General features: G+C 57.4%; 28 protein-coding genes. 7 read left to right on the top strand and 21 right to left on the bottom strand.

Translation table 11 applies throughout. The annotated features are described in order from the left end of the window. Nucleotides 1-115 precede the first annotated feature (115 nt). Entirely contained in the window at nucleotides 116-2,563 is a 2,448-nt protein-coding gene (locus tag IF205_RS07900) for a GcvT family protein (protein WP_259782746.1), read from the bottom strand. Nucleotides 2,564-2,665: 102 nt separating this feature from the next. Between IF205_RS07900 and IF205_RS07905 the strand changes: the two genes are divergently transcribed. The 4 genes from IF205_RS07905 to IF205_RS07920 all read left to right on the top strand — a co-directional run bounded on the left by IF205_RS07905 (nucleotide 2,666) and on the right by IF205_RS07920 (nucleotide 6,466). Beyond that, nucleotides 2,666-3,526, top strand: coding sequence for a LysR substrate-binding domain-containing protein (locus IF205_RS07905; RefSeq protein WP_259782747.1), 861 nt, complete (start codon nucleotides 2,666-2,668; stop codon nucleotides 3,524-3,526). 380 nt (nucleotides 3,527-3,906) lie between these two features. Next, on the top strand, nucleotides 3,907-5,208 hold the full coding sequence (locus tag IF205_RS07910) for an O-acetylhomoserine aminocarboxypropyltransferase (RefSeq protein ID WP_259782748.1): 1,302 nt from the start codon (nucleotides 3,907-3,909) through the stop codon (nucleotides 5,206-5,208). Beyond that, nucleotides 5,208-6,023 carry an alpha/beta fold hydrolase gene (locus tag IF205_RS07915; protein ID WP_259782749.1) on the top strand — a complete coding sequence of 272 codons (816 nt, stop codon included), beginning with the start codon at nucleotides 5,208-5,210 and terminating at the stop codon, nucleotides 6,021-6,023. The genes IF205_RS07910 and IF205_RS07915 overlap by 1 nt, the downstream gene beginning before the upstream one ends. Nucleotides 6,024-6,025: 2 nt before the next feature. Further along, nucleotides 6,026-6,466: an acyl-CoA thioesterase gene (locus IF205_RS07920; protein WP_259782750.1), complete on the top strand. Its 441-nt coding sequence runs from the start codon at nucleotides 6,026-6,028 to the stop codon at nucleotides 6,464-6,466. Between the two features lie 303 nt (nucleotides 6,467-6,769). On the opposite strand, the gene IF205_RS07925 is transcribed toward IF205_RS07920, so the two are convergent. The 4 genes from IF205_RS07925 to grxC form a co-directional block, all read right to left on the bottom strand. Beyond that, nucleotides 6,770-6,928, bottom strand: a complete 159-nt coding sequence (locus tag IF205_RS07925; RefSeq protein ID WP_259782751.1) for a GIY-YIG nuclease family protein — start codon at nucleotides 6,926-6,928, stop codon at nucleotides 6,770-6,772. Nucleotides 6,929-7,340: 412 nt separating this feature from the next. Continuing rightward, nucleotides 7,341-7,874: an alkylhydroperoxidase, AhpD family gene (gene ahpD, locus IF205_RS07930; RefSeq protein WP_259782752.1), complete on the bottom strand. Its 534-nt coding sequence runs from the start codon at nucleotides 7,872-7,874 to the stop codon at nucleotides 7,341-7,343. Between the two features lie 247 nt (nucleotides 7,875-8,121). Next, nucleotides 8,122-8,673: a peroxiredoxin gene (locus tag IF205_RS07935; protein WP_259782753.1), complete on the bottom strand. Its 552-nt coding sequence runs from the start codon at nucleotides 8,671-8,673 to the stop codon at nucleotides 8,122-8,124. Nucleotides 8,674-8,722: 49 nt separating this feature from the next. Then, a complete protein-coding gene (gene grxC / locus IF205_RS07940; protein WP_259782754.1) occupies nucleotides 8,723-8,974 on the bottom strand; it encodes a glutaredoxin 3 in 252 nt (83 codons plus the stop codon). A 157-nt stretch (nucleotides 8,975-9,131) separates the two neighbouring features. Between grxC and IF205_RS07945 the strand changes: the two genes are divergently transcribed. Both IF205_RS07945 and IF205_RS07950 read left to right on the top strand, forming a co-directional pair. Further along, nucleotides 9,132-10,049: a hydrogen peroxide-inducible genes activator gene (locus tag IF205_RS07945; protein WP_259782755.1), complete on the top strand. Its 918-nt coding sequence runs from the start codon at nucleotides 9,132-9,134 to the stop codon at nucleotides 10,047-10,049. Between the two features lie 89 nt (nucleotides 10,050-10,138). After that, nucleotides 10,139-10,624 carry a DinB family protein gene (locus IF205_RS07950; RefSeq protein WP_259782756.1) on the top strand — a complete coding sequence of 162 codons (486 nt, stop codon included), beginning with the start codon at nucleotides 10,139-10,141 and terminating at the stop codon, nucleotides 10,622-10,624. Between the two features lie 261 nt (nucleotides 10,625-10,885). On the opposite strand, the gene IF205_RS07955 is transcribed toward IF205_RS07950, so the two are convergent. From IF205_RS07955 to IF205_RS08020, 14 genes are all read right to left on the bottom strand, one after another. Beyond that, nucleotides 10,886-11,191 (bottom strand): NIPSNAP family protein, encoded by a 306-nt coding sequence (locus tag IF205_RS07955; protein ID WP_259782757.1) that lies wholly within the window; start codon nucleotides 11,189-11,191, stop codon nucleotides 10,886-10,888. A gap of 22 nt (nucleotides 11,192-11,213) precedes the next feature. Continuing rightward, on the bottom strand, nucleotides 11,214-11,621 hold the full coding sequence (locus tag IF205_RS07960; protein ID WP_259782758.1) for a DUF1801 domain-containing protein: 408 nt from the start codon (nucleotides 11,619-11,621) through the stop codon (nucleotides 11,214-11,216). Nucleotides 11,622-11,639: 18 nt separating this feature from the next. Next, the gene (gene kynA / locus IF205_RS07965) at nucleotides 11,640-12,500 is read right to left on the bottom strand and encodes a tryptophan 2,3-dioxygenase (RefSeq protein WP_259782759.1); all 861 of its coding nucleotides are present in this window, start codon (nucleotides 12,498-12,500) and stop codon (nucleotides 11,640-11,642) included. Between the two features lies 1 nt (nucleotide 12,501). Further along, a complete protein-coding gene (gene kynB, locus IF205_RS07970) occupies nucleotides 12,502-13,137 on the bottom strand; it encodes an arylformamidase (protein WP_259782760.1) in 636 nt (211 codons plus the stop codon). 13 nt (nucleotides 13,138-13,150) lie between these two features. Continuing rightward, a complete protein-coding gene (locus tag IF205_RS07975; protein WP_259782761.1) occupies nucleotides 13,151-13,756 on the bottom strand; it encodes a glutathione S-transferase family protein in 606 nt (201 codons plus the stop codon). Between the two features lie 167 nt (nucleotides 13,757-13,923). After that, nucleotides 13,924-14,379, bottom strand: a complete 456-nt coding sequence (locus IF205_RS07980) for an Hsp20 family protein (protein WP_259782762.1) — start codon at nucleotides 14,377-14,379, stop codon at nucleotides 13,924-13,926. Between the two features lie 175 nt (nucleotides 14,380-14,554). Next, entirely contained in the window at nucleotides 14,555-16,699 is a 2,145-nt protein-coding gene (locus tag IF205_RS07985) for a methyl-accepting chemotaxis protein (RefSeq protein WP_259782763.1), read from the bottom strand. A gap of 251 nt (nucleotides 16,700-16,950) precedes the next feature. Continuing rightward, a complete protein-coding gene (gene rpmE / locus IF205_RS07990; protein ID WP_259782764.1) occupies nucleotides 16,951-17,172 on the bottom strand; it encodes a 50S ribosomal protein L31 in 222 nt (73 codons plus the stop codon). Nucleotides 17,173-17,285: 113 nt separating this feature from the next. Beyond that, the gene (locus tag IF205_RS07995; RefSeq protein ID WP_259782765.1) at nucleotides 17,286-18,488 is read right to left on the bottom strand and encodes a peptidoglycan -binding protein; all 1,203 of its coding nucleotides are present in this window, start codon (nucleotides 18,486-18,488) and stop codon (nucleotides 17,286-17,288) included. A gap of 58 nt (nucleotides 18,489-18,546) precedes the next feature. Beyond that, nucleotides 18,547-19,704 carry a MotA/TolQ/ExbB proton channel family protein gene (locus IF205_RS08000; RefSeq protein WP_259782766.1) on the bottom strand — a complete coding sequence of 386 codons (1,158 nt, stop codon included), beginning with the start codon at nucleotides 19,702-19,704 and terminating at the stop codon, nucleotides 18,547-18,549. Nucleotides 19,705-19,787: 83 nt separating this feature from the next. Further along, nucleotides 19,788-20,957, bottom strand: a complete 1,170-nt coding sequence (locus tag IF205_RS08005) for an OmpA family protein (protein WP_259782767.1) — start codon at nucleotides 20,955-20,957, stop codon at nucleotides 19,788-19,790. A gap of 197 nt (nucleotides 20,958-21,154) precedes the next feature. After that, nucleotides 21,155-21,955: an inositol monophosphatase family protein gene (locus tag IF205_RS08010; protein WP_259782768.1), complete on the bottom strand. Its 801-nt coding sequence runs from the start codon at nucleotides 21,953-21,955 to the stop codon at nucleotides 21,155-21,157. A 96-nt stretch (nucleotides 21,956-22,051) separates the two neighbouring features. After that, nucleotides 22,052-22,621 carry an elongation factor P gene (efp, locus tag IF205_RS08015; RefSeq protein ID WP_259782769.1) on the bottom strand — a complete coding sequence of 190 codons (570 nt, stop codon included), beginning with the start codon at nucleotides 22,619-22,621 and terminating at the stop codon, nucleotides 22,052-22,054. Between the two features lie 106 nt (nucleotides 22,622-22,727). Then, a complete protein-coding gene (locus IF205_RS08020; RefSeq protein WP_259782770.1) occupies nucleotides 22,728-23,378 on the bottom strand; it encodes a thiamine phosphate synthase in 651 nt (216 codons plus the stop codon). Nucleotides 23,379-23,485: 107 nt separating this feature from the next. On the opposite strand from IF205_RS08020, the gene IF205_RS08025 reads away from it, so the two are divergent. Then, nucleotides 23,486-24,268 (top strand): polyphosphate kinase 2 family protein, encoded by a 783-nt coding sequence (locus IF205_RS08025; protein ID WP_259782771.1) that lies wholly within the window; start codon nucleotides 23,486-23,488, stop codon nucleotides 24,266-24,268. Between the two features lie 16 nt (nucleotides 24,269-24,284). On the opposite strand, the gene IF205_RS08030 is transcribed toward IF205_RS08025, so the two are convergent. Together IF205_RS08030 and gap are read right to left on the bottom strand one after the other, a co-directional pair. After that, nucleotides 24,285-25,358 (bottom strand): hypothetical protein, encoded by a 1,074-nt coding sequence (locus IF205_RS08030; RefSeq protein WP_259782772.1) that lies wholly within the window; start codon nucleotides 25,356-25,358, stop codon nucleotides 24,285-24,287. Between the two features lie 202 nt (nucleotides 25,359-25,560). Further along, the gene (gene gap / locus IF205_RS08035; protein ID WP_259782773.1) at nucleotides 25,561-26,568 is read right to left on the bottom strand and encodes a type I glyceraldehyde-3-phosphate dehydrogenase; all 1,008 of its coding nucleotides are present in this window, start codon (nucleotides 26,566-26,568) and stop codon (nucleotides 25,561-25,563) included. Nucleotides 26,569-26,634 lie beyond the last annotated feature (66 nt).

Below are 26,634 nucleotides of genomic sequence, written 5' to 3' on the forward strand. Positions count from 1 at the left end.
TGTCTACCCCAAGGCCCATACCCACCCCTTACTATATGGGCCGAAGCGACACTCTAAGACCCCTGTTCAACTAGAGCCGCAATTTGCGGCTCTTTTTCTTTGTTGAACCAAGTGGTCAGGACTTCACCCGCAGGCTTTTCGGGTCATAAAGCGGGGACAGGCTGGCCCTGGCCGTAAAGCGCTGTCCGGCGACTTCGATTTCGAACGTCCCATCATCTACAAAGGCCTTGTCGATGATAGCCCCGTCCTGGCTGACATAGCCCAGGCCAATCGCGCTGCCGATGCTGTGCCCATAACTGCCGGAGGTCAGGCGTCCGACGATCTCGCCATTCCGCCAGATCGGCTCATCGTGGTAGAGCATGGGTGCCGTATCCTCCAACTGGAACTGGACCAGACGCCGGGTCAGGCCATCGGCCTTTTGTCGTTCCAGAACCTCGCGCCCGATGAAGGGGATATTGGTTTTCAATTTACAGGCAAAACCCAATCCCGCCTCCAGGGGTGTATCCTCGTCAGCAATATCATGACCCCAGTGGCGGTAACCCTTCTCTGACCGAAGCGAGTCGATTGCATGGGTGCCACAAAGTTTCAGGTCGAAGGCCTTGCCAGCCTCCACGATGGCATCGAAGACATGGGTGGCAAACTCTGTAGGGATATACAGCTCCCAGCCCAATTCCCCGACGTATGTGATGCGATGGGCGCGGACCCGGGCCATGGCGAGGTCGATTTCACGGGCCGTGCCGAAGGGGAAGGCCTCATTGCCGAGGTCGGTATCGGTTAACGTTTGCAGCAGGGCGCGGCTGTTCGGGCCCATGACACTGAGGACGGCTTCGCCGGAGGTTACATCGGTGACGGTGACAAAAGCATCGCCTGGAATATGGCGTTTCAGCCAGGTCAGGTCGCGGGTTGCAACCGCCGTGCCGGTGACGACCAGATAGCGGTCATGGGCAAGGCGTGTGACGGTAAGGTCCGCTTCGATCCCGCCGCGCTCGTTCAGCCATTGGCTATAGACGATCCGGCCCACCGGCACGTCCACGTTATTTGCGCAGATAGTCTGCAGCACGGCCTCGGCGTCGCGGCCCTGGACCATAAATTTGGCGAAGCTGCTTTGATCGAACAGGCCCACATTGTTGCGTACGGCCAGATGCTCGTCGCGCCAATGGGGGAACCAGCTTGCCTTGCCCCAGCTATAGTCATATTCCGGTTTTACACCATCTGGCGCAAACCAGCCCGGGCGCTCCCAACAAGCACTTTCGGCAAAGCAGGCCCCCTGCGCCGCCAACCGGTCGTGCAGTGGGGTTTTACGGATATTGCGGGCGGTTTCCGCCTGCAGATGCGGCCAATGCATGCCGTAGAGGCGGCCCAGGGATTCCGTTGAGCGTGTCTTGAGATAGCGTGGGTTAGCCTGGAAAGCGGCCATGCGGCGGATGTCCACATCCCACAGATCCATGGGCGGATGGCCGTTGATGATCCATTCGGCGAGCGCCTTGCCTGCGCCGCCTGCGGACTGGAAGCCGGTGGAGTTGAAGCCCGCCGACACGTAGTAGTTTTTGAGATTGGGCGCTTCGCCCAGAAGGTAACGGTTATCCGGGGTGAAGCTTTCCGGGCCGTTGAAGAATTTCCGAATGCCGACCGATTGCAGGGCGGGCACGCGCTGCATGGCCTGTTCAAGGATCGGCATGAAATGTTCCATGTCTTCCGGCAATTCGTCGAAACAGAAGTCTTCCGGAATACCGTCGGCCCCGCCCCAGGGCTTGGACCGGTATTCGAAGCCGCCGATCAGGAGCTTGCCGGTATCTTCCTTGTAATAGGTGCGGTCGTCGGGCACGCGAAGGACGGGCAGGTCGCTTGGAACATCCGCCATGTCCTCTGTGATAATATAGAAATGCTCACAGCCATGCAGGGGAATATCAACGCCGCTCTTTCGACCAAGTTCCCAGCCCCACAGGCCGCCGCAGTTGACCACATGGCGCGCCATGATGGTTCCCTGTTCCGTCTCGACGCCGACGGCGCGGTCGTCTTCGGTCAGGACATTGAGGACCTTTACGTTTTCCAGCAGTTGCGCGCCATACATACGCGCACCCTTGGCCAGCGCCGTGGTGGTGTCGATGGGGTTACCCTGCCCGTCACCGGGGATATAGATGCCGCCGACGGCATCGTCCACGTTCAACAGCGGCCAACGTTCTTTGGCCTCTTCCGCACGCAATTCCTGGATGTCCAGGCCGAAAGTACGGGCGGTGGACATCTGCCGGCGCAACTCCTCCATCCGGCCGTCATGGGTGGACACCGTGACTGAGCCGTTTTGTTTGATGCCTGTCGGTTGTCCGGTCTCCTCCTCCAACTGATAGTAGAGGTCCGCGGTGTAGCGGGCCAGCAGGGTCATGTTGAGGGAACTGCGCAATTGTCCGATCAGGCCCGCTGCATGCCAGGTCGTACCGCATGTCAGTTGCTTGCGTTCCAACAGGACCACATCCGATTGTCCCATTTTGGCGAGATGATAGGCGAGCGAGCAGCCGACAACGCCGCCCCCGATTATGACGACTTGTGCTTGCTTGGGCAGGCTCATGGCTGCGGCCTCTTCCTTCGGGTTGGTGATTGTTTGAAGGATACAGCCTTTGCCATATCAGCAACAAATCGATAAAAAAGATAAAACAAATAGGTCTAGACGATGAATTATAAACGCCTGCAGGCCTTTCACACTGTGGCAACCCATGGCAGCTATACCAAGGCCTCTCAGGCCATGAATATTTCCCAGCCGACCCTGTCCGACCATATCCGTGCGTTGGAAGAAGAATATGGTGTCCGGCTGTTTCGTCCCAGGGGGCGGGGGATTGAATTAACCGCGCTTGGTGTGCGTTTGCTTGAGTGTACCCAGCGTCATGCCGTCATCGAGCAGGAGATGGATGGCGTTCTGCGCGCGGCCGGGTCGTTGACGACGGGCCGACTGATGGTCGGGGCCCCTGCACCGCACAATATTCTGCCTCTGCTGGGGCATTTCAGCCGCCAGTATCCGGGGATCGAGGTAACATTGACGCTGGGAAACGATCGCCAGTTGCGCCGTGATCTGGATGAGGGGCGGATCGACGTCGCCGTACAGTCGGAAGGTAGCCTCAGGGATAAGGATCATCACGCGCTTCTGAAGCGTTCGGTCCATCGCGCCGTCGTGCCCGTCGGCGATCCATGGGCGCACAGAAAAAGCGTCACCATGGCGGAGTTGTGTTCGCGGCCCCTGATCCTGCGGGAAGAGGGGTCTTCAACGCGGGCGGCTCTTGAACAGGCGCTTGCGGATCGGGGGATGCGCCCGACGAGATTTATGGAAATCGGAAGTCGCGAAGGGGTGCGTGAGGCGGTGGCGGCAGGCTTTGGCGTTGGCATCATCGCGGATACCGAATTGGGGCATGATGACCGCCTTTGCGCCATCCGGATTCGCAATGCTTCACTGGCTGTATCTGAATACCTTGTGTGCAAAAAGGAGATTCAGGAAGACCGGATAATTGCGGCGCTTTATGCCGTATTGGCGACGGGGTAGATCGAAATTTTGAGTCTGAAATTTGTTTAAAAACAATTGTTTATTTTAAATTTGGCAAAGGCGTGTAAAAAAAATGTCACCTTTGCCATTTTTTTACTTTGACGTCTCAATCAGGTGCGGCTAACGTTCGTTCCGCAGGTAAGCAAGTTGAACAGGGGAACGGAAAATCGGACGGGGGAAAAATCCGAATTCCGTATGTTCAAAAAAGGCTTGAGGGAGGGGTCGCTACGGCGACCCCTTTACTTCTTTCAGGGGATAGCCAGGGCGCCCCTCTTTCTCAAAATCCCAAGCTTTCGAAGTTTATTATCGGTTGAGCGTGAGCAAGACCGGCGTTACCTTTTCCGCAATGCGATAAAGAGAACAAGGGACGCTGGGGAGACATGGTCAAACCCGATTTTTTGAATTTCAATACGCTGGCGCTGCACGCGGGGCAGCAGCCGGACCCTGCCACAGGCGCGCGCGCCGTACCGATCTATCAGACCACATCCTATGTGTTCGATAGTACGGAACATGCCGCCGCATTGTTCAACCTGGAACAGGCGGGCCACATTTATTCCCGTATTTCCAATCCCACCGTTGCGGTGCTGGAGGAAAGGCTGGCGGCCCTTGAAGGCGGTGTCGCTGCTATCTGCACGGCAAGCGGCCATGCGGCGCTGTTCCTCGGCATTTCCACATTGATGGGGCAGGGCGGCCATATTGTGGCGTCCCGGGCGCTTTATGGTGGCTCCATCAACCTGTTCACCCATACCCTGCCGCGCTTTGGGATCGAAACCACCTTTGTCGACCCGCGGGACCCGGAAGCCTTCAAGGCGGCGATCCGTCCGGAAACGCGGCTGGTCTTTGGTGAGTTGCTGGGCAATCCGGGGCTGGAAGTGCTGGATATCGAGGCCGTGTCCAAGGTTGCCCATGATGCCGGGGTGCCGTTGATGATCGATGCCACCTTCAACACGCCCTACCTCTGTAAGCCATTTGATTATGGTGCGGATTTCACGGTTCACTCGGCCACCAAATGGCTGGGCGGGCATGGTGTTGCCATGGGCGGTGTACTGGTGGATTCCGGTCGCTTCGACTGGTTCGCCAATGACAAGTTCCCGACCATGACGGAACCCTATGCCGGCTATCACGGTATCGTCTTTGCGGAAGAATACGGCCCTGCCGGTTTCATCATGCGGGCGCGTGCGGAAGGCCTACGCGATTTCGGTGCGGCGATGAGCCCGGCCAATGCCTTCTATCTGTTGCAGGGGATCGAGACCCTTCCGGTGCGTATGGACCGCCACGTGTCGAACGCGGCGAAGATTGCGGAATTCCTGGCCGGTCATGAAACGGTCGCCTGGGTGAACTATCCGGGGCTGGAAAGCCATCCGGATCACAAACTGGCACAGAAATATCTGCCGAAGGGGCCGGGCTCCGTTCTATCCTTCGGTGTGAAGGGTGGCCGCAAGGCGGGTGCCAAATTCATTGAAAGCCTGAAGGTCTTCAGTCATCTCGCCAATGTGGGCGACGCGAAATCGCTTGTCCTGCATCCGGCCAGCACCACCCATCAACAGCTTTCCGCTGAACAGTTGACGGCAGCCGGTATCGGTGAAGACCTGATCCGCATGTCCGTCGGTCTGGAAGATGTGGATGACCTGATTGTTGATTTGAGCAAGGCCCTGCGGGCCGCATCGAAGGTGGCCGGCTGATGGAATTCACGGTTAACAATACGAAAATTTTCGCCAATACGGGCGGGAATGAATTTGACGCGTCCAAACCGGTGATCATCCTGGTGCATGGCGCGGGCATGGATCATACGGTTTGGGGCGCGCAGTCCCGCTATTTGGCAAATCAGGGCTTTTCCGTCCTGTCGATCGACCTGCCCGGTCACGGCAGAAGCGGCGGTGAGGTGCCGACCTCCATCGACGCGCTGGGGGATTTCCTGGCCGATCTTATTAAGGTATCCGGTGCGGATAAGGCTGTCCTTGTCGGGCATTCCATGGGGGCACTGGCCTGTTTGCAGGCCGCTGCTGTCCATCCGGATCAGGTCAGCGGTCTCGTGCTGTGCGGCGTGGCGGCGGAAATGCCCGTCCATCCCGACCTGCTGGCATTGGCGGAGGCCAATGACATCCGTGCGGCAGAGCTTATCGCCTCCTGGGGGCATGGCAGTGCGGCACAGAAGGGCGGCAATGTGGCGCACGGCGTCTGGATGGTCGGTGCGGCGGTGCGGCTGCTGGAGAAATCCCCGCCGGGGTCTCTGGCGAAGGACCTTGCGGCTTGTGACGCTTATAAAATTGCGGTGGAACAAGCGGGCAAGGTCAAATGCCCGACCCTGTTGCTGATGGCGGCAGAGGACAAGATGAGCCCGGTCAAGGTAGCAGCCCCGCTTTTGGAGGCGATCAAGGATGTGGAGCAGCATGTTATCAGCGGCAGCGGCCATATGATGATGCTGGAAGCACCGGAAATCGTGCGGCAGACCCTGAGGGATTTCGCCCGGGGTGTTTCGGCAAAACAGGCGGTGTAAACGTGACTGCGGTGGACCGGCCAAGGCGTGAGGATTTCCCGCATATCCGGGAAATACCGACCCGCTGGATGGACAATGACGTTTATGGTCACGTGAATAATGTGACCTATTATTCTTTCTTCGACACGGTGGTAAACCGGCATCTGATTGATGAGGCGGGGTTGAACCCCGCCGCCAGCCGCGAGATCGGCCTGGTGGTGGAAACGCAATGCCAGTACTTCCGTGAGCTTTCCTTCCCCGAAGTGATCGAGGCAGCCATGCGGGTCACCAAACTGGGCCGGACCAGCGTCATCTATGAGATTGGCCTGTTCAAAAAAGGTGAGGACGACATCGCCGCCTTCGGCCATTTCGTCCATGTCTATGTGGACCGCGAGACGCGCCGCCCGGTTGAGCTGCCGGAACGGGTGCGGACCGCTTTGCAGCCGCTGGTCACTCACGGCTAAAGGACGGAAAACCCAAAGGGATAACAGAGACTGGATGCCCATCCGCGTGGGCATGAGCGAGGGCTGTTGCTTGATCCTTCACCCGGCGGGTCCCGGCCCGCGCCGGGATGAGCGGTGTTCTTTTGTTATATGTCATTCACTTCTCTTTCCCTTACCCCGTTCGTCCCGGCACAAGCCGGGATCTCGTGCAAGCTGCGCTGGCTCACTACAAGTCTTCTGCCAGTTCACGCCAATCCGGGTTCATGTCTTCAATCAGCTTAATCTTCCAGCAGCGCTTCCAGTTATTGATCCGACGTTCGCGGGTTAAGGCACTTTCGCGCGAGGGGGGGCATACCAGACCAGCCGTTCACAGTTATACTTGTCTGTGAACCCGCCAAGAATATGGTTGCGATGCATCCAGGCGCGCCGGATGAGATCATCCGTCATTCCGATATAGAGCACACCACCGCGCCTGTTGGTCATGATGTAAACGAAGAAAGCGACCGGCCTATTCTCCCCATGTGGGCTTATCCTATCTCAGATGCGAGTTGCATAAGATCCCGGCCTACGCCGGGACGAACGGGGATTATGAAAGGTTTTGGTGAAGGAAATTAGATAAGGGGCCATCGCCCCATTGCGTAAAAGATCCCGACCTGCGCCGGGACGAGCGGAGGTCATGAAATAACTTGGTGGGAAACAGTGGGGCTATGCCCTTTTATGGGTATGATGACGTGGATATGTGGGTTTGAACGGGGTTGTGTGTTGTCTTCTCGATATCGACAACTTTCCCGTTCGTCCCGGCGAAAGCCGGGATATCGGACAGGATTTTGCCACTCACAGCTAAAGGACGGGTGAACCCGTCCTTTAGGGAGTTGAACCTTGTGTGGGCCTGTGTTTAGGCGGCCATGGCGTCTTCGCCATCCAGCACGGCTGCAACCGCGTGGATGATGGAGGCAATTTTGACAGCAGCCTGGATTTCCGATCCGGTGAGACCGGCCTTGCGCAGTTCGATCTCATGGCTGTCGATGCACATACCACAGCCGTTTACGGCGGATACTGCCAGCGAATAAAGCTCGAAATCGGCTTTTTCGACGCCCGGATTGGCCATCACATTCATGCGCAGGCGCGGCGGCATGGTTTGGTACTCCTTCTCGGAGGCCAGATGGATGAAGCGATAGTAGATATTGTTCATCCCCATGACGGCGGCGGCGGCCTTTGCAGCATTTGCCGCGTCCTCGGACAGATGCGGCAGGGCCTCATCGGAAATCGCGCGGATAACCTCCTTGTTGCGGCTGGCGAGCGCCGAAGCCAACAGGGTGCCGTAAAGCTGCTGCTCGGTCAGTGCGGTTTCTTTTGCCGCCGAGGACAGGTTCAGGCGAATGTCCTTGGCGTAATCCGGGATACGGCTTTTCAATGCGTCAATGCTCATGATGACGGCTCCTTAACATTCTTCTGTTCTTTGAAGGCTTGGGCACAGGCGAGGTCACTGCTGCAGGCTTTGACCCTTGTGCGTTTATCTCGGAAGTGCCAGGCCCGGACGTTCAACTCGGTTAATGCGGTCAGGGTATCGTGATTACGCATGGCATCCTCCTATTCAATTGTTGAACCCATTTGAAGACCGGGAGGGTTGGGGCCACCACCGGGGGAGTGGTGATGGCCCGCCCGGGTGTTGGCTGTTACGCAGCCAGCGTATCGCCGCCGACAGCGCGGTTGCAGGGGCACAGTTCGTCCGTCTGCAGGGCGTCCAGAACGCGCAGGGTGTCCTGCGGGTTACGGCCGACGTTCAGGTTGTTGACATAGACGTGCTGGATGGTGTTGTGCGGGTCGACAACGAAGGTCGCACGCAGGGCAACGCCTTCTTCGGAACGCACGCCCAGGCCGTCGATCAGATCGCCGGTGGTGTCAGCAAAGGACCACTGGTTCAGACCGTTCAGGTCCTTGTGCTCACGGCGCCATGCCAGCTTGCAGAATTCGTTGTCGCTGCTGCCGCCCAGGACGACTGCGTCACGCTCTTCGAAATCTTCTGCCAGTTTGGCGAATTCGACGATTTCGGTCGGGCAGACGAAGGTGAAGTCTTTCGGGTAGAAGAAGATTACCTTCCACTTACCTTCAAAGCTGTCCTGTGTGATTTTTTCGAAAGCGGATTCACCGTTTTCTTCGTGGCTGTTGAAGCCCGGTTTAACACCAACGACTTCAAATTCCGGCAATTTTTCACCAACACCCAACATGGTTAACTCCTTTAGTTTGGGTTGAAAAAGAAACTTGGTTTGACTGTGACTACTGGCCGATGAGGGCCATGAAGTCGGCGCGCGGCATCATGGAAAGGTCGTCAGCCCCGCCAATATGCGTCTCGCCGACGAAAATCTGAGGAACCGTATTGCGCCCTTGGGCCCGATCCTGCATAACCGCGAAACCATCCTGATCGTTGGTCACATTGATGCGGTTATAGGCCACTTTACGCTTGGTCAGCAGGCGTTCAGCGCGCTCGCAGTAAGGGCAGTTGTCCTTGATGTAAACGTCGACTGACATGGTTCTCTCTCAATTCGTTAAACTGTGTTTTCGTTTTGACATCTGGAATGTAGCGAGTGTTCTCGATACAGTCTAATTCTTAATATCAATTACTGTTATCGACAAAATCGATTTCTATATTTAAGGTAAATTCGAATTTATCGATGTGAGGATTCCCATGCCTTTGCCAACGATGAGGCAGCTTCAGTATTTGTCGGCCGTCGCCGAACATCTGTCATTCAGCGGGGCGGCGGATGCCTGTTTTGTGACCCAGTCGACCCTGTCTTCCGGGATCAAGGAACTGGAAACCCTGATCGGGGCAACGCTGGTGGAACGGACCCGGCGCAAGGTGATGCTGACCCCTTTGGGGCGGCAGGTTCTGGAAAAGGGTGAAAAGATTCTTGAGATTGCCCGCGAGATCGAGGATATGGCCGCCGACGCGGAAGAACCGTTGTCGGGCACTTTGCGTCTGGGCGTGATCCCGACTATCGGGCCGTTTCTGCTGCCGACCTTGATGCCTGCCCTGCAGGATGCCTTTCCCAAGGTCAAACTGGAAGTGCGGGAGGATTTGAGCGCCTCTCTCGTGGACAAGCTGTCCCACGGGCAGTTGGATGTGGTGCTGTTTGCCCTGCCTTACGATGCGCCGGACCTGGTCACGGTGACGGTCGGGCATGACCCCTTTGTCCTGTTGGAAAATACCAAGGCCGAATCGACCCGCGGCGGGCGAGAAATCCTGTCATTGGAGGAACTGGGGCAGGGGGATCGGTCCGTCCTATTGCTGGAAGACGGGCACTGCCTGCGCGACCATGCGCTGTCTGCCTGCCAGTTGGACACGGTCAACGACGCCTTCCGCGCCAGCAGCCTGCATACCCTGGTCCAGATGGTCGGGCAGGGGCTGGGCGTGACCTTGCTGCCGGAGATGGCGGTGACCAGCGGCATCCTGAATACCGCGCCCAATCTCAAAATCCGTAGTTTCGCCGACCCGCAACCCTCGCGCCGCATCGGCCTCGCCTGGCGCAAATCGGCGGCCCGCGCCCGGGACTATAAAATCCTCGCGGATTTTTTGAGCGAGTGGTTGAAGGAAATTGCCCGCTAAATTGTCCCGGTCACAATTTTGCTTTTGGGGATGGGGCCGCGCGCAGCCTATATCTGTTGGAAACAACAGGAATAGCGGAGATCGGGACGATGACGGCAATGTTGATGCGTTACAAGGCCTGGGCCGACGAGCGGGTGTTCGAGGCGGTGCGCGGCCTGCCTGAGGAAGAAATCTACAAGCACCGCAAGACCCATTTCAAAAGCATCGCCCATACCCTGAACCATGTCTATGTGATCGACCGGATTTTCCAGGGCCATCTGACGGGCCAGGCCCATGGCTTCACTGCGCGCAATACCAAGGAAACGCCCCGGATTGAGGATCTCTGGGCGCAAGTTCAGGAATTGGACGCCTGGTATATCGATTATTTCGATCAACTGTCAGCCGAGGCGCTGGCGAAAACCGTGCATTTCAAATTCGTCGATGGCGGCGAGGGGGCCATGACCCGCAGCGAGATCGCCGTTCATCTCGCCAATCACGCCACCTATCACCGGGGCTTTGTCGGCGACATGCTGAACCAATGCGGCGTCACCCCGAAGGCCACCGACTTGCCGGTCTACCTTCGGGATGTGCATTGACTAACGCATAGCGCTTTCTGGCTGAACTTACGTATCACCGTGTTGATCGTGGGGGGCCGAGTATAGATGGCTGAGTGCGCTGTCTGAGGTCCCGGCCTTCGCCGGGATGAGCGGTAAGATTATTGGAAACCAAACCCATACCCCGTTCGTTCCGGCGAAGGCCGGAATCTCCAGCCGCCCGCTTCAACCGAATTGATGGCGGAGTGACAGGGGCGAGCTTACAACGAAATAATATCGCGTGCTTGCTATCGGCAAGGGCAATTAGCTGAACACCGGACGCGTGAAGCTGCGCTCATAGGAGAGGAAGCAGCGGGTGTCTTCCCAATATTTCACCGCGGCCTGGCAGTCGGGATCATTAGCCGCTTCCTGACGATAGACCTCATAGGCAGCGAGGCTGTCGAAGCTGAACAGCGCATAGGCGATGTCGCTCGGACCTTCATGGGGCAGGAAATAGCCGTGATGTTTGCCGCCGAATTTCTCCACCAGCGGAATCCACATTTTCGCGTAAGTCTCGAATTCCGCGATTTTGTGGGCGTCGATCACATAGCGCAACGTACAGGTAATCATATTGTCTTCCCCCGTTTGGAGCTTATTGGTGATAGGTGAGCGCCCGCCGGATCAGGATGGTGAGCTTGTCGAGCGGCAGGTCTGTCTCGGTGGTGAAATGAACGGCGCGTTTGCCTTCGAAGGTGAAGTCATCCGGGAACAGGTCCCGCATCTCCGCCATCACCGTTGTCTGGCAATGGGTGTAAAGGGCAAAGCCACCCTGTTTGGGCAGACCCAGACGGATGGTGGTGCCGGATTTTGTCTTGGGTGTCAGATAGGCGGGCTGGCCCCATTTCAGGCATTCCTGCACGGGGCCGACGCCTTCGGTTTCGGCGGCAATCTCGAAGATCAGGCTGCGCAGTTGCAGCAACCCTTCGTGAGCCTCTGATGGAAAGGCGTCAAAGGCCTGTTCCACGGCGGGGTCGGCGAAGGGATATTTGCTGTCTGTCATGGGGCCTGGAGTCTCAGCTTAAAGTTCGGTGCGCAGATTCCATAGCTCGGGGAAGAAGGTATAGGCAAGGGCCTTTTCCAGATAGGTGACCCCGCCGGTGCCGCCCGTTCCCCGGCGCATGCCGATGATGCGGCTGACGGTTTTCAGATGGCGGAAGCGCCATTGCTGGAAACTGTCCTCCAGGTCCACCAGCTTTTCCGCCAGTTCGTAGAGTTCCCAGTGATCACTTGTGTTGTGATAGACGGTGATCCAGGCGGCCTCGACACTGTCATTGGCCTCATGACGCTGGGCGAAATCGCGGTTCAGGACGGCCTCGTCAATGGCAAAGCCCCTGCGCGCCAGCAAGGCAATGCATTCGTCATAGAGGCTGCGCCCATTCAGCGCCTCCACCAGCGGCCTGTGAATATCGTCGCGATGCTGATGCGGGGCGAGCAGGGCCGGGTTCTTGTTGCCCATGCGGTATTCGATCTCGCGATATTGATAGGACTGGAAGCCGGAACTATGGCCCAGGGCGTCCCGGAAGCTCAGGTAATCCGCCGGCGTCATGGTGGCCAGCACCGACCAGGACTGGATCATCTGCGTCTGGATCTTGGAGACGCGGGACAGCATCTTGAAGGCGGGCTGCAGATTGTCTGCTGCAATCATGCCCTGGGCGGCCTTCAGTTCATGCAGGATCAGCTTCATCCACAACTCGGTCGCCTGATGGATGATGATGAACAGCGGTTCGTCATGCTCGTCCGACAGGGGATGCTGGGCGGAAAGAAGAGTGTCCAGGCCCAGATAGTCGCCATAGGACATGTCGCCGCTGAAATCCGCATGCGCGCCTTTGGGCATGATTGGCGAGGCAGTGGTATTTTCCTGATCTTTATTGTTTGTCATTTCAGTCCTCAAGCGAACGAAGGATGGCGCGAACCGGGGCCGCATCCAGATTGGCGAGTTTCAGGGGCAGGGCGATCAACTCGTAAACACCTGCGGGAACATTATCCAGGACCAGGCCTTCCAGAATCGCCATCTGCGCGCTGCGCACGGCGTGATGGGCATCCATGGTCTTGGAGGTCTGCGGGTCGAGCGAGGGGGTGTCCGTGCCCACCAGCTTCACATGGCGTTGTGCCAGCGCCTCTATGGTCTCCGGGGCGATGGCCTTGAACCTTTCGTCCCACTGGTCGACCGGTGCTTTGTCGTAGGTCCGGAACAGCACACGGCTCACCCCGATCTGCAGATGGTCGGCGAAATGCGCGGGCAGAACCGGCCCGTCAAAGTCACGGACATCAAAAAGCTGAACGGCGCCCAGATAATAATCCAGCGGCACATCGGCAATGGCCGCCCCGTTGGCATCATAATGGAACGGGGCATCGGCATGGGCACCTGTATGGGTGGACATGGCAAAGCGCGACACATTCACCGGGCATTCGTCGTTCAGTTCCCAGGTGCGGCTTTCGCTGTAGTCCGTATCGCCGGGCCAGACGGGAATGCCGGGCCGGATGGCGGGGCTGATGTCCCAGATTTTTCGTGTCATGGCGTTCCCTCTTCTATCCGGCGTCAATGGTAACATAACCGGGAAGGGCAGAGATGCGTTCCATCCAGCCGTTGATTGCGGGATAACCTGTCAGGTCGAAACCGCCTTCCGGTGCCACATGGGTATAGGCGTAAAGCGCAATGTCGGCGATGCTGCAGCGTTGTCCGACAAACCAGTCATGATCGCGCAGATGTATTTCCATGACGTCCAGAGCCGCATAACCACGTTCCATCTTTTCCGGCAGAGCCGCTTCGCGTTCCGGCGTCATGCCTGCAATGGAGCGCCAGAAGCGTGCGACGGCGATATAAGGCTCGTGGCTGTATTGCTCAAAAAATATCCAGCGCAGAACCTGTGCCCGGTCAAAGGTATCTTCGGGCAGGAAGGGCGTGTTTTCCGCCAGATAGAAGAGGATCGCACCCGATTCCGGTAACGAGCGCCCGTCTTCCAGCAGAAGCATTGGGATTTTGCCTGCGGGGTTTCTGGACAGGAACTCATCCGTGTGGGTGGCGCCGGCCAGAATATCAACTTCCTCATAGCGGTAGGAATGACCCAGAAGCCGTAACAGCAACCGCACTTTGTAACCGTTTCCGGATGGTCGGTAGTCGTAAAGCGTTAACATCGCCAGCGCCTTGTATTTTATGCTTAAACTATTGCCAATGTGGCGCGGTGTGCTGATCTGCGCAAGTGAGGATTTATGAGCCTTTGGCCAAGAAAAACTTTGTCAAAGAAAATGGGCGCGCCGGGGAGCGCGCCCAATAAGGACAGGGGAGGGGAGAGGGAGTTTAGTTACTTATTCTCGATAGCCTTCTGGCTGTCGCCGTTCGAGATCGGAACGCTTCTCGGTTTTTTCGCTTCCGGCACAATGCGGGTCAGTTTGACATGCAGCAGGCCGTTTTCCAGCTTTGCGCCCTCGACCTTGATGAATTCCGCCAGCGAAAAGCGCCGTTCAAAAGCACGTTCTGCGATGCCGCGATGCAGGAAAACACGTTCCTTTTCCGCATCCTGGCCGTTGTCATGGCGACCGGTAATCTTCAACTGGTTGTCCTGAATCTCTACATTCAGGTCTGCCTCTGAGAACCCGGCGACCGCCATGGAAATCTGGTAGCTGTCGTCGTCCAGCTTTTCGATATTGTAGGGGGGATAGCTGGAGGTATTTTCACTTGCCATATTATCCAGCAGGCGGGCCATGCGATCAAAGCCGACCGTCGACCGGAAAAGAGGCGAAAAATCAAATTCACGCATAAGTAGTTCTCCTCATCTGAGCGATACTTACCGCACCTTCCCAACAGGCAAAGGTGCCAATCGTTGCGTTCTAACGTTCAGGCCCGATTATCGGCGCCCTTACAAATTACGATGTAAGAAGCGGGCCTTGAGCTTTCAAGACCCGCTTTTACAACTTGTAAGTTTTTCGTAATGCTTAGATTGATCTGATCTTCGCGGCGAAATCCTGCAATTCCTGCTGCATGACCTGGGCCTGTTGTGCCAGGGCATTGGCGGATTCCAGAACGCTGGAGGCGGCATCGTTGGTCTGGGCGACCGCTTCGGACACCGCTGTCACATTCTGCGAAACCGCGCTGGTGCCGCCGGAGGCATGCTGCGCATTGCGGGCAATCTCCTGGGTGGCGGCCCCCTGTTCCTCCACGGCGGAGGCAATGGAGGTCGCAATCGAATCCAGCTCGCTGATCATATCGCTGATCTCGCGGATGGACTTGGCGGACATATCGGTCGCGGATTGAATGCCGGAGACCTGCTGCGAGATTTCTTCCGTCGCCTTGGCCGTCTGACTGGCAAGGGATTTCACCTCTGTGGCGACCACGGCAAAGCCCTTGCCTGCATCACCGGCGCGGGCCGCCTCGATTGTGGCGTTGAGCGCCAGCAGATTGGTCTGTTCGGCGATGTCTGAAATCAGGTTGACCACTTCGCCGATCCGTTCTGCGGTCTCTACAAGCCCTGCTACCTGTTTGTTGGTATCGCGGGCCTGGTTGGAGGCGCGGGACGACATGCTGGTGGATTGTGAGACATTCTGGTTGATCTCGTGGATTGAGGCGGAAAGTTCCTCTGCGGCGGCCGCCGCAGTCTGGACATTCTCCGAGGCGCTGGTAGATGCGTTGGCGGCTTCGCGGGCCTGACGGTCCGCATCCTGCGCCGTTTCAGAGAGCGTTTCTGCCGTTTCCGTCATAGAGGTCGCGGCCTGGCCGACGGCCTCAACCGCCTGCTGCATGGCGAGGGTAAAGCTGCTGACCAGATCGTCCAGCGCCTTGGCGCGTTTCTCACGCTCCGCAGCTTCTGCTTCCTGTTCGGCACGCAGGCGGCGGCGTTCGGCGGCGTTTTCCTTGAAGATCATCAGGGCCTTGGCCATTGCACCGATTTCGTCCTGTCGGTTCTGGTCATGAATTTCCACATCGAGACCACCTTCTGCCAGCTCCTCCATCGCGCCGGTCATCGCCGTGAGGGGCCGGGTGATACCCTTTGATACCAGAATAGCCACGATCACGATGATGGCGAGCAGGGCGACCGTGATAATGAGCATGACCAGTTGCATCTCACGCACCGGTGCGCCGATTTCCTCTTCGGCCTGTGAGGCGACAACGGTCCAGCGATGCCCCAGGAAGTCCAGAGGCGCAAAAGCCGCCAGCACCTGGACGCCAACCGGGTTCGTGAAGGTGTCAGAGCCGCTTTCGCCCGCCTTGATGGCTTCTGTGACGGCGGGGATCACCTTGAATTTCATGAAGGAAGGTTCGTCGGACAGGCGCGAATTACTGCGCCACAGGCCGTCCGTACCGGCCAGGTATGTTTCGCCTGTCTCACCCAGACCGACGACATTCTGCATCACACTGTCCAGCCTGCTGACCGGCAATTGGATTGCGAGGACCCCTTTGTAGCGGCCATTGGTGAAGATCGGCTCGGCAAGAAAGGCGGCTGGCTCTCCGCCCCTTGGGGCATAGGGTTCATAGTCGATGAAAACCTGTTGGCCTTCCTCAAGTTTGGCGGCTGCGCGGAAGGCCTCTCCCAGTCCGCTGTCCTTGAACTGCCCTGTCATGATGTTTTCTGCAAAATCGGGCCGCTTGAAGACGGAGTAGACGACATTGCCCTCGTCATCGATGAGGTACAGATCGTCAAAACCCTGGGCCAGGGTATGGTCGGAGAACCAGGCGTGGTTGCGGATATGCTTGTTCGTGTAGTCCGACTTGTCGTCACCGCCTTTATAGAGTTCGCGGTGGTCCGGGTTCGGGTTTTCGTCGATATAAAGGCGCTGCAATTCTGTGGTGGCGTTATCCTTGAGCTTTCCATAAGCCCTGGCAAAGCGTGAGATTGCCAGCGTCACGGTCTTGTTGGTGACAAGAGAGTGGACGTCGGCGGAAACGCCTTCCAGATAGTCGCTGATCGCCTGCTTCTTGGCGGACAGAACGCCTGACAGTTTGTCCTGGTTTGATTGATGGGCGAGTGATTGTGCCTGCAAGACGCCAGCCAGCCCCAAAGCCAATCCTAAAACAAGTACCGAACCAATTACGAGCAGCGGAATCTTTTGTGAAATCTTAAGATTCGTCAAACCACGCAGCATAAAAATTGTCTCCCAATTCCTATACGTCCCGGGCAGGTTTTGTCTGTTTTATGAGCCAGCCAGGCCGTACTTTCCCTAAATCCCATTCCGCGGATGGTCGGGATTAGTGAGTAGACTATGCCAATAGATTGTTAATGAAAGTTTTTTTTATGCGTCTTTTTTAGTCAATTATCCTGCAATTTTTGAAATTTAAGGCAAATAAAAAGGGCCCGGAAAGACCGGACCCTTTGAAACTTGGCTGGAAGACTGTCTTACTTCAGGCCAAAGCTTTCGAAGCGCTTGTTGAAGCGTGCCAACTGGCCGCCTTCCTGCAGGCGACGCTCGCCACCCGTCCAAGCCGGGTGAGACTTGGGGTCGATGTCCAGCTTCAGTACGTCGCCCGCCTTGCCCATGGTGGAGCGGGTAACGTAGGTGGTGCCGTCGGTCATTTCGACGGTGATTTCGTGGTATTCCGGGTGGATGTCGGCTTTCATTTTTTCTCTCCAGCAACCGTCGCGCCGATGGGCTGCAACGTGTCAGTAAAATTCATAATCGCGGCGTTGTAACGGAAGCAGCCCTACGGCGCAACCGGAATCTGTTGGTTTTGCTAACGTTGCGTCAGTTTCAATTCGATCCGGCGGTTCCGGCGATAGGCAATTTCGTCATTACGCGGGTCCAGGGGCTGGAATTCGCCATAACCTGTCGCGGCAAGATGCTTGGCCGGAATACCGTTTTCACGCAGGTATTTCACAACGGAGATCGCCCGTGCGGTCGACAGTTCCCAGTTGGAAGGGAAGCGGCTGGAGGCGATTGGCACGGCGTCCGTATGTCCTTCCACCTGAAGGATCCAGTTGATTTCGCTCGGAATATTTTGAGAAATTTCGTTCAGGGTCTGGGCCAGTTGCGCGAGTTTGGCCTTGCCGACAGTGCCCAGTTCCGCCGAACCCGAAGCAAACAGGACTTCGGACTGGAACACGAAACGGTCACCAACGATCTGGATATCCTTGCGTCCACCCAGAATTTTACGCAGACGGCCGAAGAATTCGCTTCGGTATTTGGCCAGTTCCTGCACCTTGCTGGCCAATGCCATATTCAGGCGTTCGCCCAGCGCCTTGATTTGCGCCTTGGCCTTGCGGTCCCGCTCTTCAGAGATATCCAGAAGACGGTTCAGTTCCGCAAGCTGGTTTTTCAGTTCCTTCATCTGCTTGTTCATCAGCGCCGCTTCGGCCCGTGCGGCCATGATTTCCTCATCTGCAGCGGCGAGCTTGGCTTTGCTTTCCTCACTGACCGTTGCCAGTTTGGATTGCAGTTCTTCCTTCAGTGCTTCGAGGGCCTCGACCTGATGTTGCAGTTCCGCGAGCTTGCCCAACTGGGTTTTGATCTTTTCCTTGCTGGCGTCGACAACCTTATAGGCATCCTCCAGTTCGGCGCGGACCTTTCCAAGTTGGGACGATTTTTCATCCACCTCCGCCAGGGCCGTGTCGCGGTCGGCACGAAGGCTGGCAAGCTGTGCCTCAAGGTTTTCACGCTTGGCAAGCGAGGCGCGCAATTCTTCTGAGACGCTTTCTAGGTTGGAACGCAGTTCGTCGTTTGAGGCCTGTTCCAGGCTCAACATGTTTGCCAGTTCGCTGATCTGGTTGTTGAGGCGGTCGAGGGCGCGGTCCCGGCCCACAAGGGCATCATTCAGGAAAAGCTGGGAGATGACGAAGATCATCAGCAGGAAAATGACAACCATGAGGAGGGTCGCCAGGGCGTCGACAAAACCAGGCCAGATATTTTGGTCGTTTCTGTTGCGCCTCGCGAGGGCCATGTCAGCGTCCTTCCTTACTCAATCCGCATGCCTGTACGTTTCTGCCTGCTGTTTCCTCTCAGGCCTCGCCGCCTTCGGCGAGCGCAGCAATGGTGCGGGCGAGCAACCGGATCTCACTACGAATTTCCTGTACGCTTTCGTTGCGGCCCCTCGGCAGGTCGGTGACGAGGCGGCCAAGATAGGTATCCATGTTTCGCAGGTGATTGCGGGTCTGGTCATCGATCCCGCCACTGGTCTGGTTTTCGGCCAGGCGGATCAGGGTGGATTTCAGGTCCTGCTGGCTTTCGGCCAGTTTCAACATCAGGTCCTGTTCCACCCGCATGGAATCGGCGAGCGCTGACAGTTTCTGCGTTAGGGCGTTGAGGCTGTCCTGCTCCGTCAGCCGACCTTCCTCGCTGCGCGCCATGGTCCGTTGCAGGCGTTCCAGGCTGTCGGCGGTTTGCTCCAGCAAGGCCTGGATATAGGCCGGTACCGGCTGATCACCTTCGCCAAAGCTGCTGCCGCCGGTCAGGCGGGTAAGGCTGGAAAGCCAGTCTTCGAAATTCTGATAGAACTGGTTCTGTGCCTGACCCGACTGTAATGCCAGAAAGCCCAGGATAAGCGAGCCTGCAAGGCCGAAGAGAGACGAACTGAAGGCCGTGCCCATGCCGCTAAGCGGGGCCTGCAATCCCTGTTTCAGGGCGGCAAAGCCCTCGGTGACATCTCCGCCATCGCCACCAATCTGCAGATTGCTGATGACGTCGCCAACACTGTTGATGGTCTGCATCAGGCCCCAGAATGTGCCCAGAAGGCCGAGGAAAACCAGCAGACCGACCATATAGCGTGTGGTCTCCCGTGCTTCGTCCATACGGGTGGCAATACCGTCCAGCAGGGTCTGCATGGCTGTTGTCGAGATGTGCAGTTCGCCACTGCGGGAACTGCGCTCGCTCAGCAGTGTGGCTGCGGACGCCATCAGGCGGGGCGGCTGTCCGCTGGGGCGCGGCGCGCCGGGGTTGGTATTGCGAAAGGATTCAATCCAGGTGATTTCCTTGTTCAGCGTCGCCACGGTGCGGAAGGCATGGACGATACCAATAAACAAGGTGGCAAGGATTACGCCGTTCAGAAAGCTGTTGGCCAGAAAGGCGTCGATCAGCCTGGAATAGGTGACCCCTACACCGACAACGATTACTAGCAGGAACAATCCCATGGTTAGCAAAAAGCGGGTCGGCCGGGTCACGATATCCTCCAATTGCTCAGCAGTGGGCGCGCAGCACCCGTCTCTTGTGAGTTACACGGAAATGCGGCGGAAACATGGTCTCTCTAGTTCGGAATAACGATGTCGACCCGGTTGGGCGGACCGCCTTCGATCTTGTCCCCCAGGGCGCGTACGTCCATACGCGTGCTGCGTACGCCTTGCTTCATCAGATAGGTCCGCACAGACAGGGCCCGGAACAGGGAAATCCGGCGGGCCTGACTGGGTGATTCGCCGGGGGTGACCGCATAGCCCAGCAGTTGCAGTCGCTGGTCCTGGTTGGCGTCCATGTCCTTGGCGATTTTGTCTAGCGCACCACGCACGCCTTTCGGCAGGTCAGACACGCCTTCCGGGAATTTGATGGTGGTCCGGTCGTCGCCCATGATCACCGCATCGGGATCAATCATGGCAACATCTTCTTCCGGCTCTTCCGGTTGTGCGGTGGCTTCCGGTGCTGTTGTTGCTTCCGGCTGAATTTCGGGCTGCGCGGCCGGCTCCGGTGCGGGAGCTTCCGGTTCCGCCATCGTCACAGCTTTTTCTTCTGGCTCCGGAACTGCATTCTCATCCGACTGGGCGGAGGCGGTTGGCGTATCGATCTGGTCTTTTACAGTATCTTCGTCCGGCATCGGCGTGGGTTCAGGCTTGGCGGCAGGGGCCTCATCGGCAACCTTCTTGTCCGCCATGTCCTTCACCGGTTCAGCAGGTGTCTTGTCTGCTTCTGCCGTGACCGCCGGTTTCGGTGTTTCCTTCGGCTGCTCTGCCGGTGCCGGTTTGGTCTCCGCAACGGCCGGTTCTTCCTTGGCCGGCAGCGGCGCTGCCTTTTGTGCCTGTTTGCTCTCGCTCTTCACCGGTGCGGCCGGTTGGGCTGCAGGGGCTGCCGCTTTAGGCTTTGACGGTGCGGGGCGGGGAGCGGTGGCCGCGGGCTGCTGCGTCGGCGTGCCACCAGGCGTGAGCAGGGAAGAGACGGGTGGCCCATCCGAGGGCGCTGTCATGCTGCTGACCGGCCCGGAGGCTGACGGTGCAGGCTGCGGGCGGGCGGAAGGCCTGGCCGTCGATGGTGTTGCTGGCCGCAAAAGCTGTGGCAGATTCGGCGGGCTGCCCAATTTTTCCAGCGCCTGAAGATCCACTGTGACCGAATCGTCATAGGTGGCGGTGCCGGTATAATATTTGGTTTGCGCCAATGCACCGGAATTCATCAGGATCAACCCTGCGCAAAGGGCGACCCCAGTTCCTGCCATTAATCGTTTCGCGACGGACATGCTGCTACCGTACTTGGTTATTATTATTAGACCCCCGATAAACTGCTTATATCACAACATTATGACGAAGCAGCCGGTTTTCTCCCAAACCGCGCGAAGCATAACCCAGCACTGAACTGCCGACAACAGTCCACTGTCGGTTTTTCTTACGTAGGACTAAGAATAACGTGGGCGCTTTACTTCGCGCTGCGCAGAAGATCTAGCAAACTCTTATGAATTTTATCGTTGCCAGCAACCAAGTCTTCGGACTTGAACTTATACTGACGGCCCTGGGCATCGGTGACGAAACCACCGGCCTCTTTGACCATCAATAGGCCCGCGGCAACATCCCACGGGTTCAGCCCGCGTTCCCAGAAGCCGTCATAGCGACCGGCGGCGACATAGGCGAGGTCCAATGCCGCAGCACCCCAACGGCGTACGCCTGCGGTTTTCCCCATGACCTTTTCGAGGCGGCGCAGGAAAAGCTGATGGCCTTCGCCTTCCTGCATTCCCATGAAGGGGATGCCGGTGGCGAAAATGCTGTCGGACAGGCGCGCGCGCGCGGAAACGCGCAGGCGGCGGGAGTTCAAGAAAGCGCCTTTGCCTTTTTCCGCCCAGAACAGCTCGTCCTTCACCGGGTCATAGATGACGCCGGCGATGACTTCGCCTTTTTTCTCAAGCGCGATGGAAACCGCAAAATGCGGCAGGCCGTGCAGGAAGTTGCTCGTGCCGTCTAACGGGTCGATGATGAAGCGGTGTTCGTCATCGCTGGCGATCTCTCCGCCTTCTTCCATCAGGAAGCCGTATTCCGGGCGTGCTTTCTGCAGTTCTTCGCGGATGATGCGCTCCGCCTTGCGGTCGGCGGAGGATACGAAGTCAGCGGGTCCCTTGCGGGACACCTGGAGCTGTTCGACCTCACCGAAGTCGCGAACCAGCGCGCGGCCCGCCTTTTCGGCGGCCTTGGTCATTACATTCAGTGCTGCGGAGCGGACAATCATGGCTCTTCTATCTTCTTCTTCTGTTCGGACCTGTCCCAAGGACAAATAGTTATGGCTGCGCAGAAAACAACCGCACAGCCATCGTTGTTTTTCGGTTTAGCCCTTGAAACGCTCTACGAAAGTTGCGTCGGCGGTGTTCACGACGATCTTTGTGCCGGTCTCGATATAGGGCGGGACCATAACGCGCACACCGTTGTCGACCACAGCCGGTTTGTAGGAGGAAGAGGCTGTCTGGCCTTTGACGACGGCGTCGGCCTCGACCACTTCCATCACGACTGTATCGGGCAGCATTACGCTGATCGGTTCCTCTTCGAAGGATTCGATGGTGACAACCATACCGTCCTGCAGGAATTTCGCCTGTTCTTCACCGACGAGATCCACGTTCAGGGTGATCTGGTCATAGGTTTCCTGGTCCATGAAGGTATAGTCTTCGCCATCGGCAAACAGGAACTGGTAATCCTTTTGCTCCAAACGGACGCGCTCGATCGTCTCGGATGAGCGGAAGCGTTCGTTCAGTTTGGTGCCGTCGCGAATGTCTTTCAGTTCAACCTGCAGGAATGCGCCGCCCTTGCCGGGTTTCACATGCTGCGTTTTTACTGCGCGCCACAGACGGCCGTTATGTTCGATCACGTTGCCGGGCCGAATGGCGTTACCGTCAATCTTCATAGGAACCACCAATTTGTTTCAGGAATAGAATCCGCAAAAATCGGCGTCTCTATAACCCTTATTAGGCTATAGGACAAGCGGAACCGCGCTTTTGGCTGCCTTGTGCTCAGGACGTAGCGCCGGTAATGGTCTTTTCAAATGCCTTGACCGCGGTCCCTGCGCCTTCAGGGTGGTTCCAGATGCTGGAGACAACAGCGAGGAAGTCTGCTCCCCGGGTGACACAGTCGCTACAGTTATCCGGTGTAAGCCCGCCGACAGCAACACAAGGCAGTTCCATCATTACCGCCCACCAGCGCAAAGCCTCCAGGGCGTCCGGGTCTGCATCCATGTCCTTTGTGGCGCTATCGAAGATGGGGCCGAAGCTTACATAATCCGCACCGGCTTCACCTGCCAGCATGGCAATGTGGCGGGAACTGAAACAGGAGACGCCAATCGACTGTTCCTCGCCCAGGGACTTGCGAGCCTCTTTAACGGCCTGTTCGCTGACGTTGCCTTCCAGATGTACGCCGTCCAGCTTGAGCTCCTTGACGAGGTCGACATGGTCACAGAGCAGGAAAGCCACATCATGGTCCCAGCAGATCGGCGCAAGCCGGCGTGCGGTCTCAGCCAGTTCGGCTTCGCTTACGCCGGGCATGCGCAACTGGAAACAGGTGACAATATCGTTCGCGACCGCTTCTTTCAGTTGAGCAGCGAAGCCGTCCGGGTCAAACTTGGGCGGCGAGATCAGATAAAGCTGGGTGGCGATGCTGTCAGACATGGTGACGATTGGCTCCGGACTTGAATCAAGTGTTCTGCTTATCCGATTTCGGGCGACTGTACCAGCCGCAACCGCGCAGTGACCGCAGGTGAGAGGAAAAGAAGAATATGGCAAAGACGAAGCATCTGGATGCCGTCGATCTGGGCGTCGGATACGGGGGAAAAGATTATGCCAAGGATCTGCAGAAACTGCAGCGTGAACTGATGGCGGTGCATCTGGCGCGATTTCGCGGCGGCCATCGCACGATCATCCTTTTCGAAGGCTGGGATGCGGCAGGCAAGGGGGGATGCATAAAGCGTCTGGTGCATTATCTCGACCCCAGGATGTGCCGCGTCTGGCCGATTGCCGCCCCGGTAGGCCGGGAGAAGGACCACCATTATCTCTATCGTTTTTGGCAACGCCTGCCGGAACTTGGATGTATGGCAGTCTTCGACCGGTCCTGGTATGGCCGGGTTCTGGTGGAGCGGGTCGAGGGGCTCGCCACCGAAAAGGAATGGCATCGCGCCTATGAGGAGATCAATGAATTCGAACGGATGCTGACCGACGATGGCGTATTGATTATCAAATTTTTCCTGCATGTCTCGGCAGAGGAGCAGGCCTCGCGTTTCATCAAGCGATTTGAGGACCCGGTCAAACGGTGGAAACTGACAGAGGCGGATTTCCACAACCGCTCATTGCGGCCCATCTACGCGGAGGCGATAGAGGATATGCTGGAGAAAACCTCCACAGGGAATGCGCCCTGGCAGATTATCCCGGCCGAATCAAAAAAGGGGGCCCGGATTGCCGTCCTGCAGAAATGCATCGAAGAGATGAGCAAAGGCATAGACCTGTCGCCGCCTGAAATCTCGACAGAGATTGAAAATCTCATACGCGCCCTGGAGGCGGGATAAGGCAGCAGGGCGTGCGTTAAGCCAGGATTGACAGCCGGGCCGCCAGAATTTCGGAATCCATGCTCTTCGGCTTGTTCAGGCCCGTCAGATTCACGACTGACAGTTCCCGGGCAACGATATTTTTCCCGGTGGAGTCGAAATCGAGATAGAAGCCTTTTTTCTGCCCGTAAAGCGCCAGGGCGTCTTCCTGCCATTGTGCCGAAGTGGTCGGGTCGTCCTCGTCGGTAATCTTCAGGAAGTCCGGCAAAACATTCTTGGTGGATACCTGGCCCGTCGTGGGATCGCGAAGCGCGTTGCTGCGAACGACGACATCGCCATCGTCATTCAGGTCCAGGAAAAAGTCGTCCTTGTCGGCATGATAGCCGATGGCCGCATATTCCCAGGTTTCAGTGGCGGAACTGACGCCTTTGAAGATACGGTCGAGCTTGTCGCGCGCGGCCAGAAGCTTCAGGCGGTCGTCCACATTTTCCACGTCAGAGAAATCGTGATCGAGCTGGTTAACAACGGTCAGTTCCCCGTTTGCATCGAGGGCAAGTTTTACCGGCTCTCCCCGTTCTTTATAAAGCTGGAAAGATTTTTCCCAGGTTTCTTCCGCCGGGGAATGTGCTTCCATTTCCAGAATGCGCACGACGCCGTAGGCGAGTTTACCGCCCAATTCCGCCTTCTTGTCTTTGAGGTCGACGACTTTCGTCAACTCGTCCAACGATTCCAGGGATCTTGCGATTTTTTCCTGCTGTGCGGTGTTGTGGTCCGGCAGGGGGGTCTCGCGCTGGGCAATGGTTTCCAACTGGCCTTGCTCGTTGATATAGAGCTTGAAAGGCTGCCCGGTCAGTTGCAGGTAGCCTGCCGTGGTTTCCCATTCTGCGGATGGTTCGATCAGTCCCTGGCGGATACCTTCAAGACGGTTCAGGGCCGAACGGAAAATCTGCTGACGGCTTGCGTTCAGCTTGGCGTTGTCCAACGTCGCCTGAATGTTGATCGTCGCGGTTTGCTTCGGCTTGAACTCACCGGGTTTCGATTTGCTCAAGGCACGGCTCAACAGCGTCGTAACGCCGGAGGCTGATCCGTAAGGGTTGATCGGGTTAATCACCTGAATTCTCCGCCTTTCTGGCCCATTGCGTGGTGATTTACTATAAGCAAATAGCTTGCCAGATTCTTCTGACACCCCAGCTTATAACACAGATGTTTCGTCTTGTGGAGTGATGAATCGCACAGGTTGAAGGGGTTTTTAAACAGAAATCCCCGCGCGAGGCGGGGATTTCCTGCATTCAGCGGGCTGAATTTTTAAAGGATCAGTCCAGCATGCCCATCGTTGCGGCGGTGTCCAGCATACGGCAGGAGAAGCCCCATTCGTTGTCATACCAGGACATGACCTGCACCAAGCGGCCTTCGCTGACCTGTGTCTGGGTCAGGTCGAAGATGGAACTTGCCGGGTGGTGGTTGAAATCGGTGGAAACCAGCGGCAGGTCATTGACCGCCAGAACGCCTTTGAGGCTGCTTGCAGCCGCGGCTTTCATGGCTTCGTTGATTTCCTCGATGGATGTTTCGCGCGCGGCGTCGAATTTCAGGTCGACGATCGAAACATTCGGGGTCGGCACGCGAACGGAAGACCCGTCCAGCTTGCCAGCCAGTTCCGGCAGGACCAGACCAACGGCCTTGGCGGCTCCTGTCGTGGTCGGCACCATGGACATACCGGCCGCACGGGCACGGCGCAGGTCCTTGTGGGAGTTGTCCAGGATACGCTGGTCGCCGGTATAGGCGTGGATCGTGGTCATGAAACCACGTTCGATGCCGATGGTGTCCTGCAGAACCTTGGCGACCGGCGCCAGGCAGTTCGTCGTGCAGGAAGCATTGGAGACGACCCGGTGTTCCGGCTTGAGGTTTTCATGGTTCACACCATAAACCACCGTCAGGTCGGCATCTTTTGCCGGGGCGGAGACGAGAACGCGTTTCGCGCCAGCGTCGATATGGGAAGACGCTTTTTCCTTGGTGTTGAAATGACCACTGCATTCCAGAACCACATCGACGCCCAATTGTTTCCACGGTGCATTATGCGGATCACGATGGCTGGTTACCTGGATCTTGCCTTTCCCCATATCCAGCCAATCGCCGCCTTTGGTGACTTCGCCCTGGAACCGGCCATGGACGCTGTCATACTGCAGCAAGTGGGATGCACTATCGATGGAACCCGGTGTGTTGATAGCAACGAATTCCAGATCGTTGCGGCCCAGTTCCTGCGCGGCGCGCAGCACCAGGCGACCGATCCGACCGAAACCGTTGATCGCGACCCGAACAGCCATGTTTTCCTCCGTCTACGATATAAAACCTGCGTGAATAAAAAAATGGGCGCCGTTTGCCGGCGCCTC

The sequence above is a fragment of the Aestuariispira ectoiniformans genome, from assembly GCF_025136295.1.
Taxonomy (GTDB): Bacteria; Pseudomonadota; Alphaproteobacteria; order UBA8366; family Aestuariispiraceae; genus Aestuariispira_A; species Aestuariispira_A ectoiniformans.

Bases quoted from the DNA above. Each gene is read 5' to 3' on its own strand.
- IF205_RS07950 (WP_259782756.1), top strand. From the start codon at position 10,139: ATGACGGCAATGTTGATGCGTTACAAGGCCTGGGCCGACGAGCGGGTG.
- IF205_RS08020 (WP_259782770.1), bottom strand. From the start codon at position 23,378: ATGTCTGACAGCATCGCCACCCAGCTTTATCTGATCTCGCCGCCCAAG.
- IF205_RS07915 (WP_259782749.1), top strand. From the start codon at position 5,208: ATGGAATTCACGGTTAACAATACGAAAATTTTCGCCAATACGGGCGGG.
- IF205_RS07935 (WP_259782753.1), bottom strand. From the start codon at position 8,673: ATGTTGGGTGTTGGTGAAAAATTGCCGGAATTTGAAGTCGTTGGTGTT.
- rpmE (WP_259782764.1), bottom strand. From the start codon at position 17,172: ATGAAAGCCGACATCCACCCGGAATACCACGAAATCACCGTCGAAATG.
- IF205_RS07960 (WP_259782758.1), bottom strand. From the start codon at position 11,621: ATGACAGACAGCAAATATCCCTTCGCCGACCCCGCCGTGGAACAGGCC.
- kynB (WP_259782760.1), bottom strand. From the start codon at position 13,137: ATGACACGAAAAATCTGGGACATCAGCCCCGCCATCCGGCCCGGCATT.
- IF205_RS08010 (WP_259782768.1), bottom strand. From the start codon at position 21,955: ATGATTGTCCGCTCCGCAGCACTGAATGTAATGACCAAGGCCGCCGAA.
- IF205_RS08005 (WP_259782767.1), bottom strand. From the start codon at position 20,957: ATGGCAGGAACTGGGGTCGCCCTTTGCGCAGGGTTGATCCTGATGAAT.
- IF205_RS08025 (WP_259782771.1), top strand. From the start codon at position 23,486: ATGGCAAAGACGAAGCATCTGGATGCCGTCGATCTGGGCGTCGGATAC.
- kynA (WP_259782759.1), bottom strand. From the start codon at position 12,500: ATGACAAACAATAAAGATCAGGAAAATACCACTGCCTCGCCAATCATG.
- IF205_RS07945 (WP_259782755.1), top strand. From the start codon at position 9,132: ATGCCTTTGCCAACGATGAGGCAGCTTCAGTATTTGTCGGCCGTCGCC.
- IF205_RS07900 (WP_259782746.1), bottom strand. From the start codon at position 2,563: ATGAGCCTGCCCAAGCAAGCACAAGTCGTCATAATCGGGGGCGGCGTT.
- IF205_RS07925 (WP_259782751.1), bottom strand. From the start codon at position 6,928: ATGACCAACAGGCGCGGTGGTGTGCTCTATATCGGAATGACGGATGAT.
- IF205_RS07980 (WP_259782762.1), bottom strand. From the start codon at position 14,379: ATGCGTGAATTTGATTTTTCGCCTCTTTTCCGGTCGACGGTCGGCTTT.
- ahpD (WP_259782752.1), bottom strand. From the start codon at position 7,874: ATGAGCATTGACGCATTGAAAAGCCGTATCCCGGATTACGCCAAGGAC.
- IF205_RS07975 (WP_259782761.1), bottom strand. From the start codon at position 13,756: ATGTTAACGCTTTACGACTACCGACCATCCGGAAACGGTTACAAAGTG.
- IF205_RS07995 (WP_259782765.1), bottom strand. From the start codon at position 18,488: ATGGCCCTCGCGAGGCGCAACAGAAACGACCAAAATATCTGGCCTGGT.
- grxC (WP_259782754.1), bottom strand. From the start codon at position 8,974: ATGTCAGTCGACGTTTACATCAAGGACAACTGCCCTTACTGCGAGCGC.
- gap (WP_259782773.1), bottom strand. From the start codon at position 26,568: ATGGCTGTTCGGGTCGCGATCAACGGTTTCGGTCGGATCGGTCGCCTG.
- IF205_RS07910 (WP_259782748.1), top strand. From the start codon at position 3,907: ATGGTCAAACCCGATTTTTTGAATTTCAATACGCTGGCGCTGCACGCG.
- IF205_RS07985 (WP_259782763.1), bottom strand. From the start codon at position 16,699: ATGCTGCGTGGTTTGACGAATCTTAAGATTTCACAAAAGATTCCGCTG.
- IF205_RS07905 (WP_259782747.1), top strand. From the start codon at position 2,666: ATGAATTATAAACGCCTGCAGGCCTTTCACACTGTGGCAACCCATGGC.
- efp (WP_259782769.1), bottom strand. From the start codon at position 22,621: ATGAAGATTGACGGTAACGCCATTCGGCCCGGCAACGTGATCGAACAT.
- IF205_RS07955 (WP_259782757.1), bottom strand. From the start codon at position 11,191: ATGATTACCTGTACGTTGCGCTATGTGATCGACGCCCACAAAATCGCG.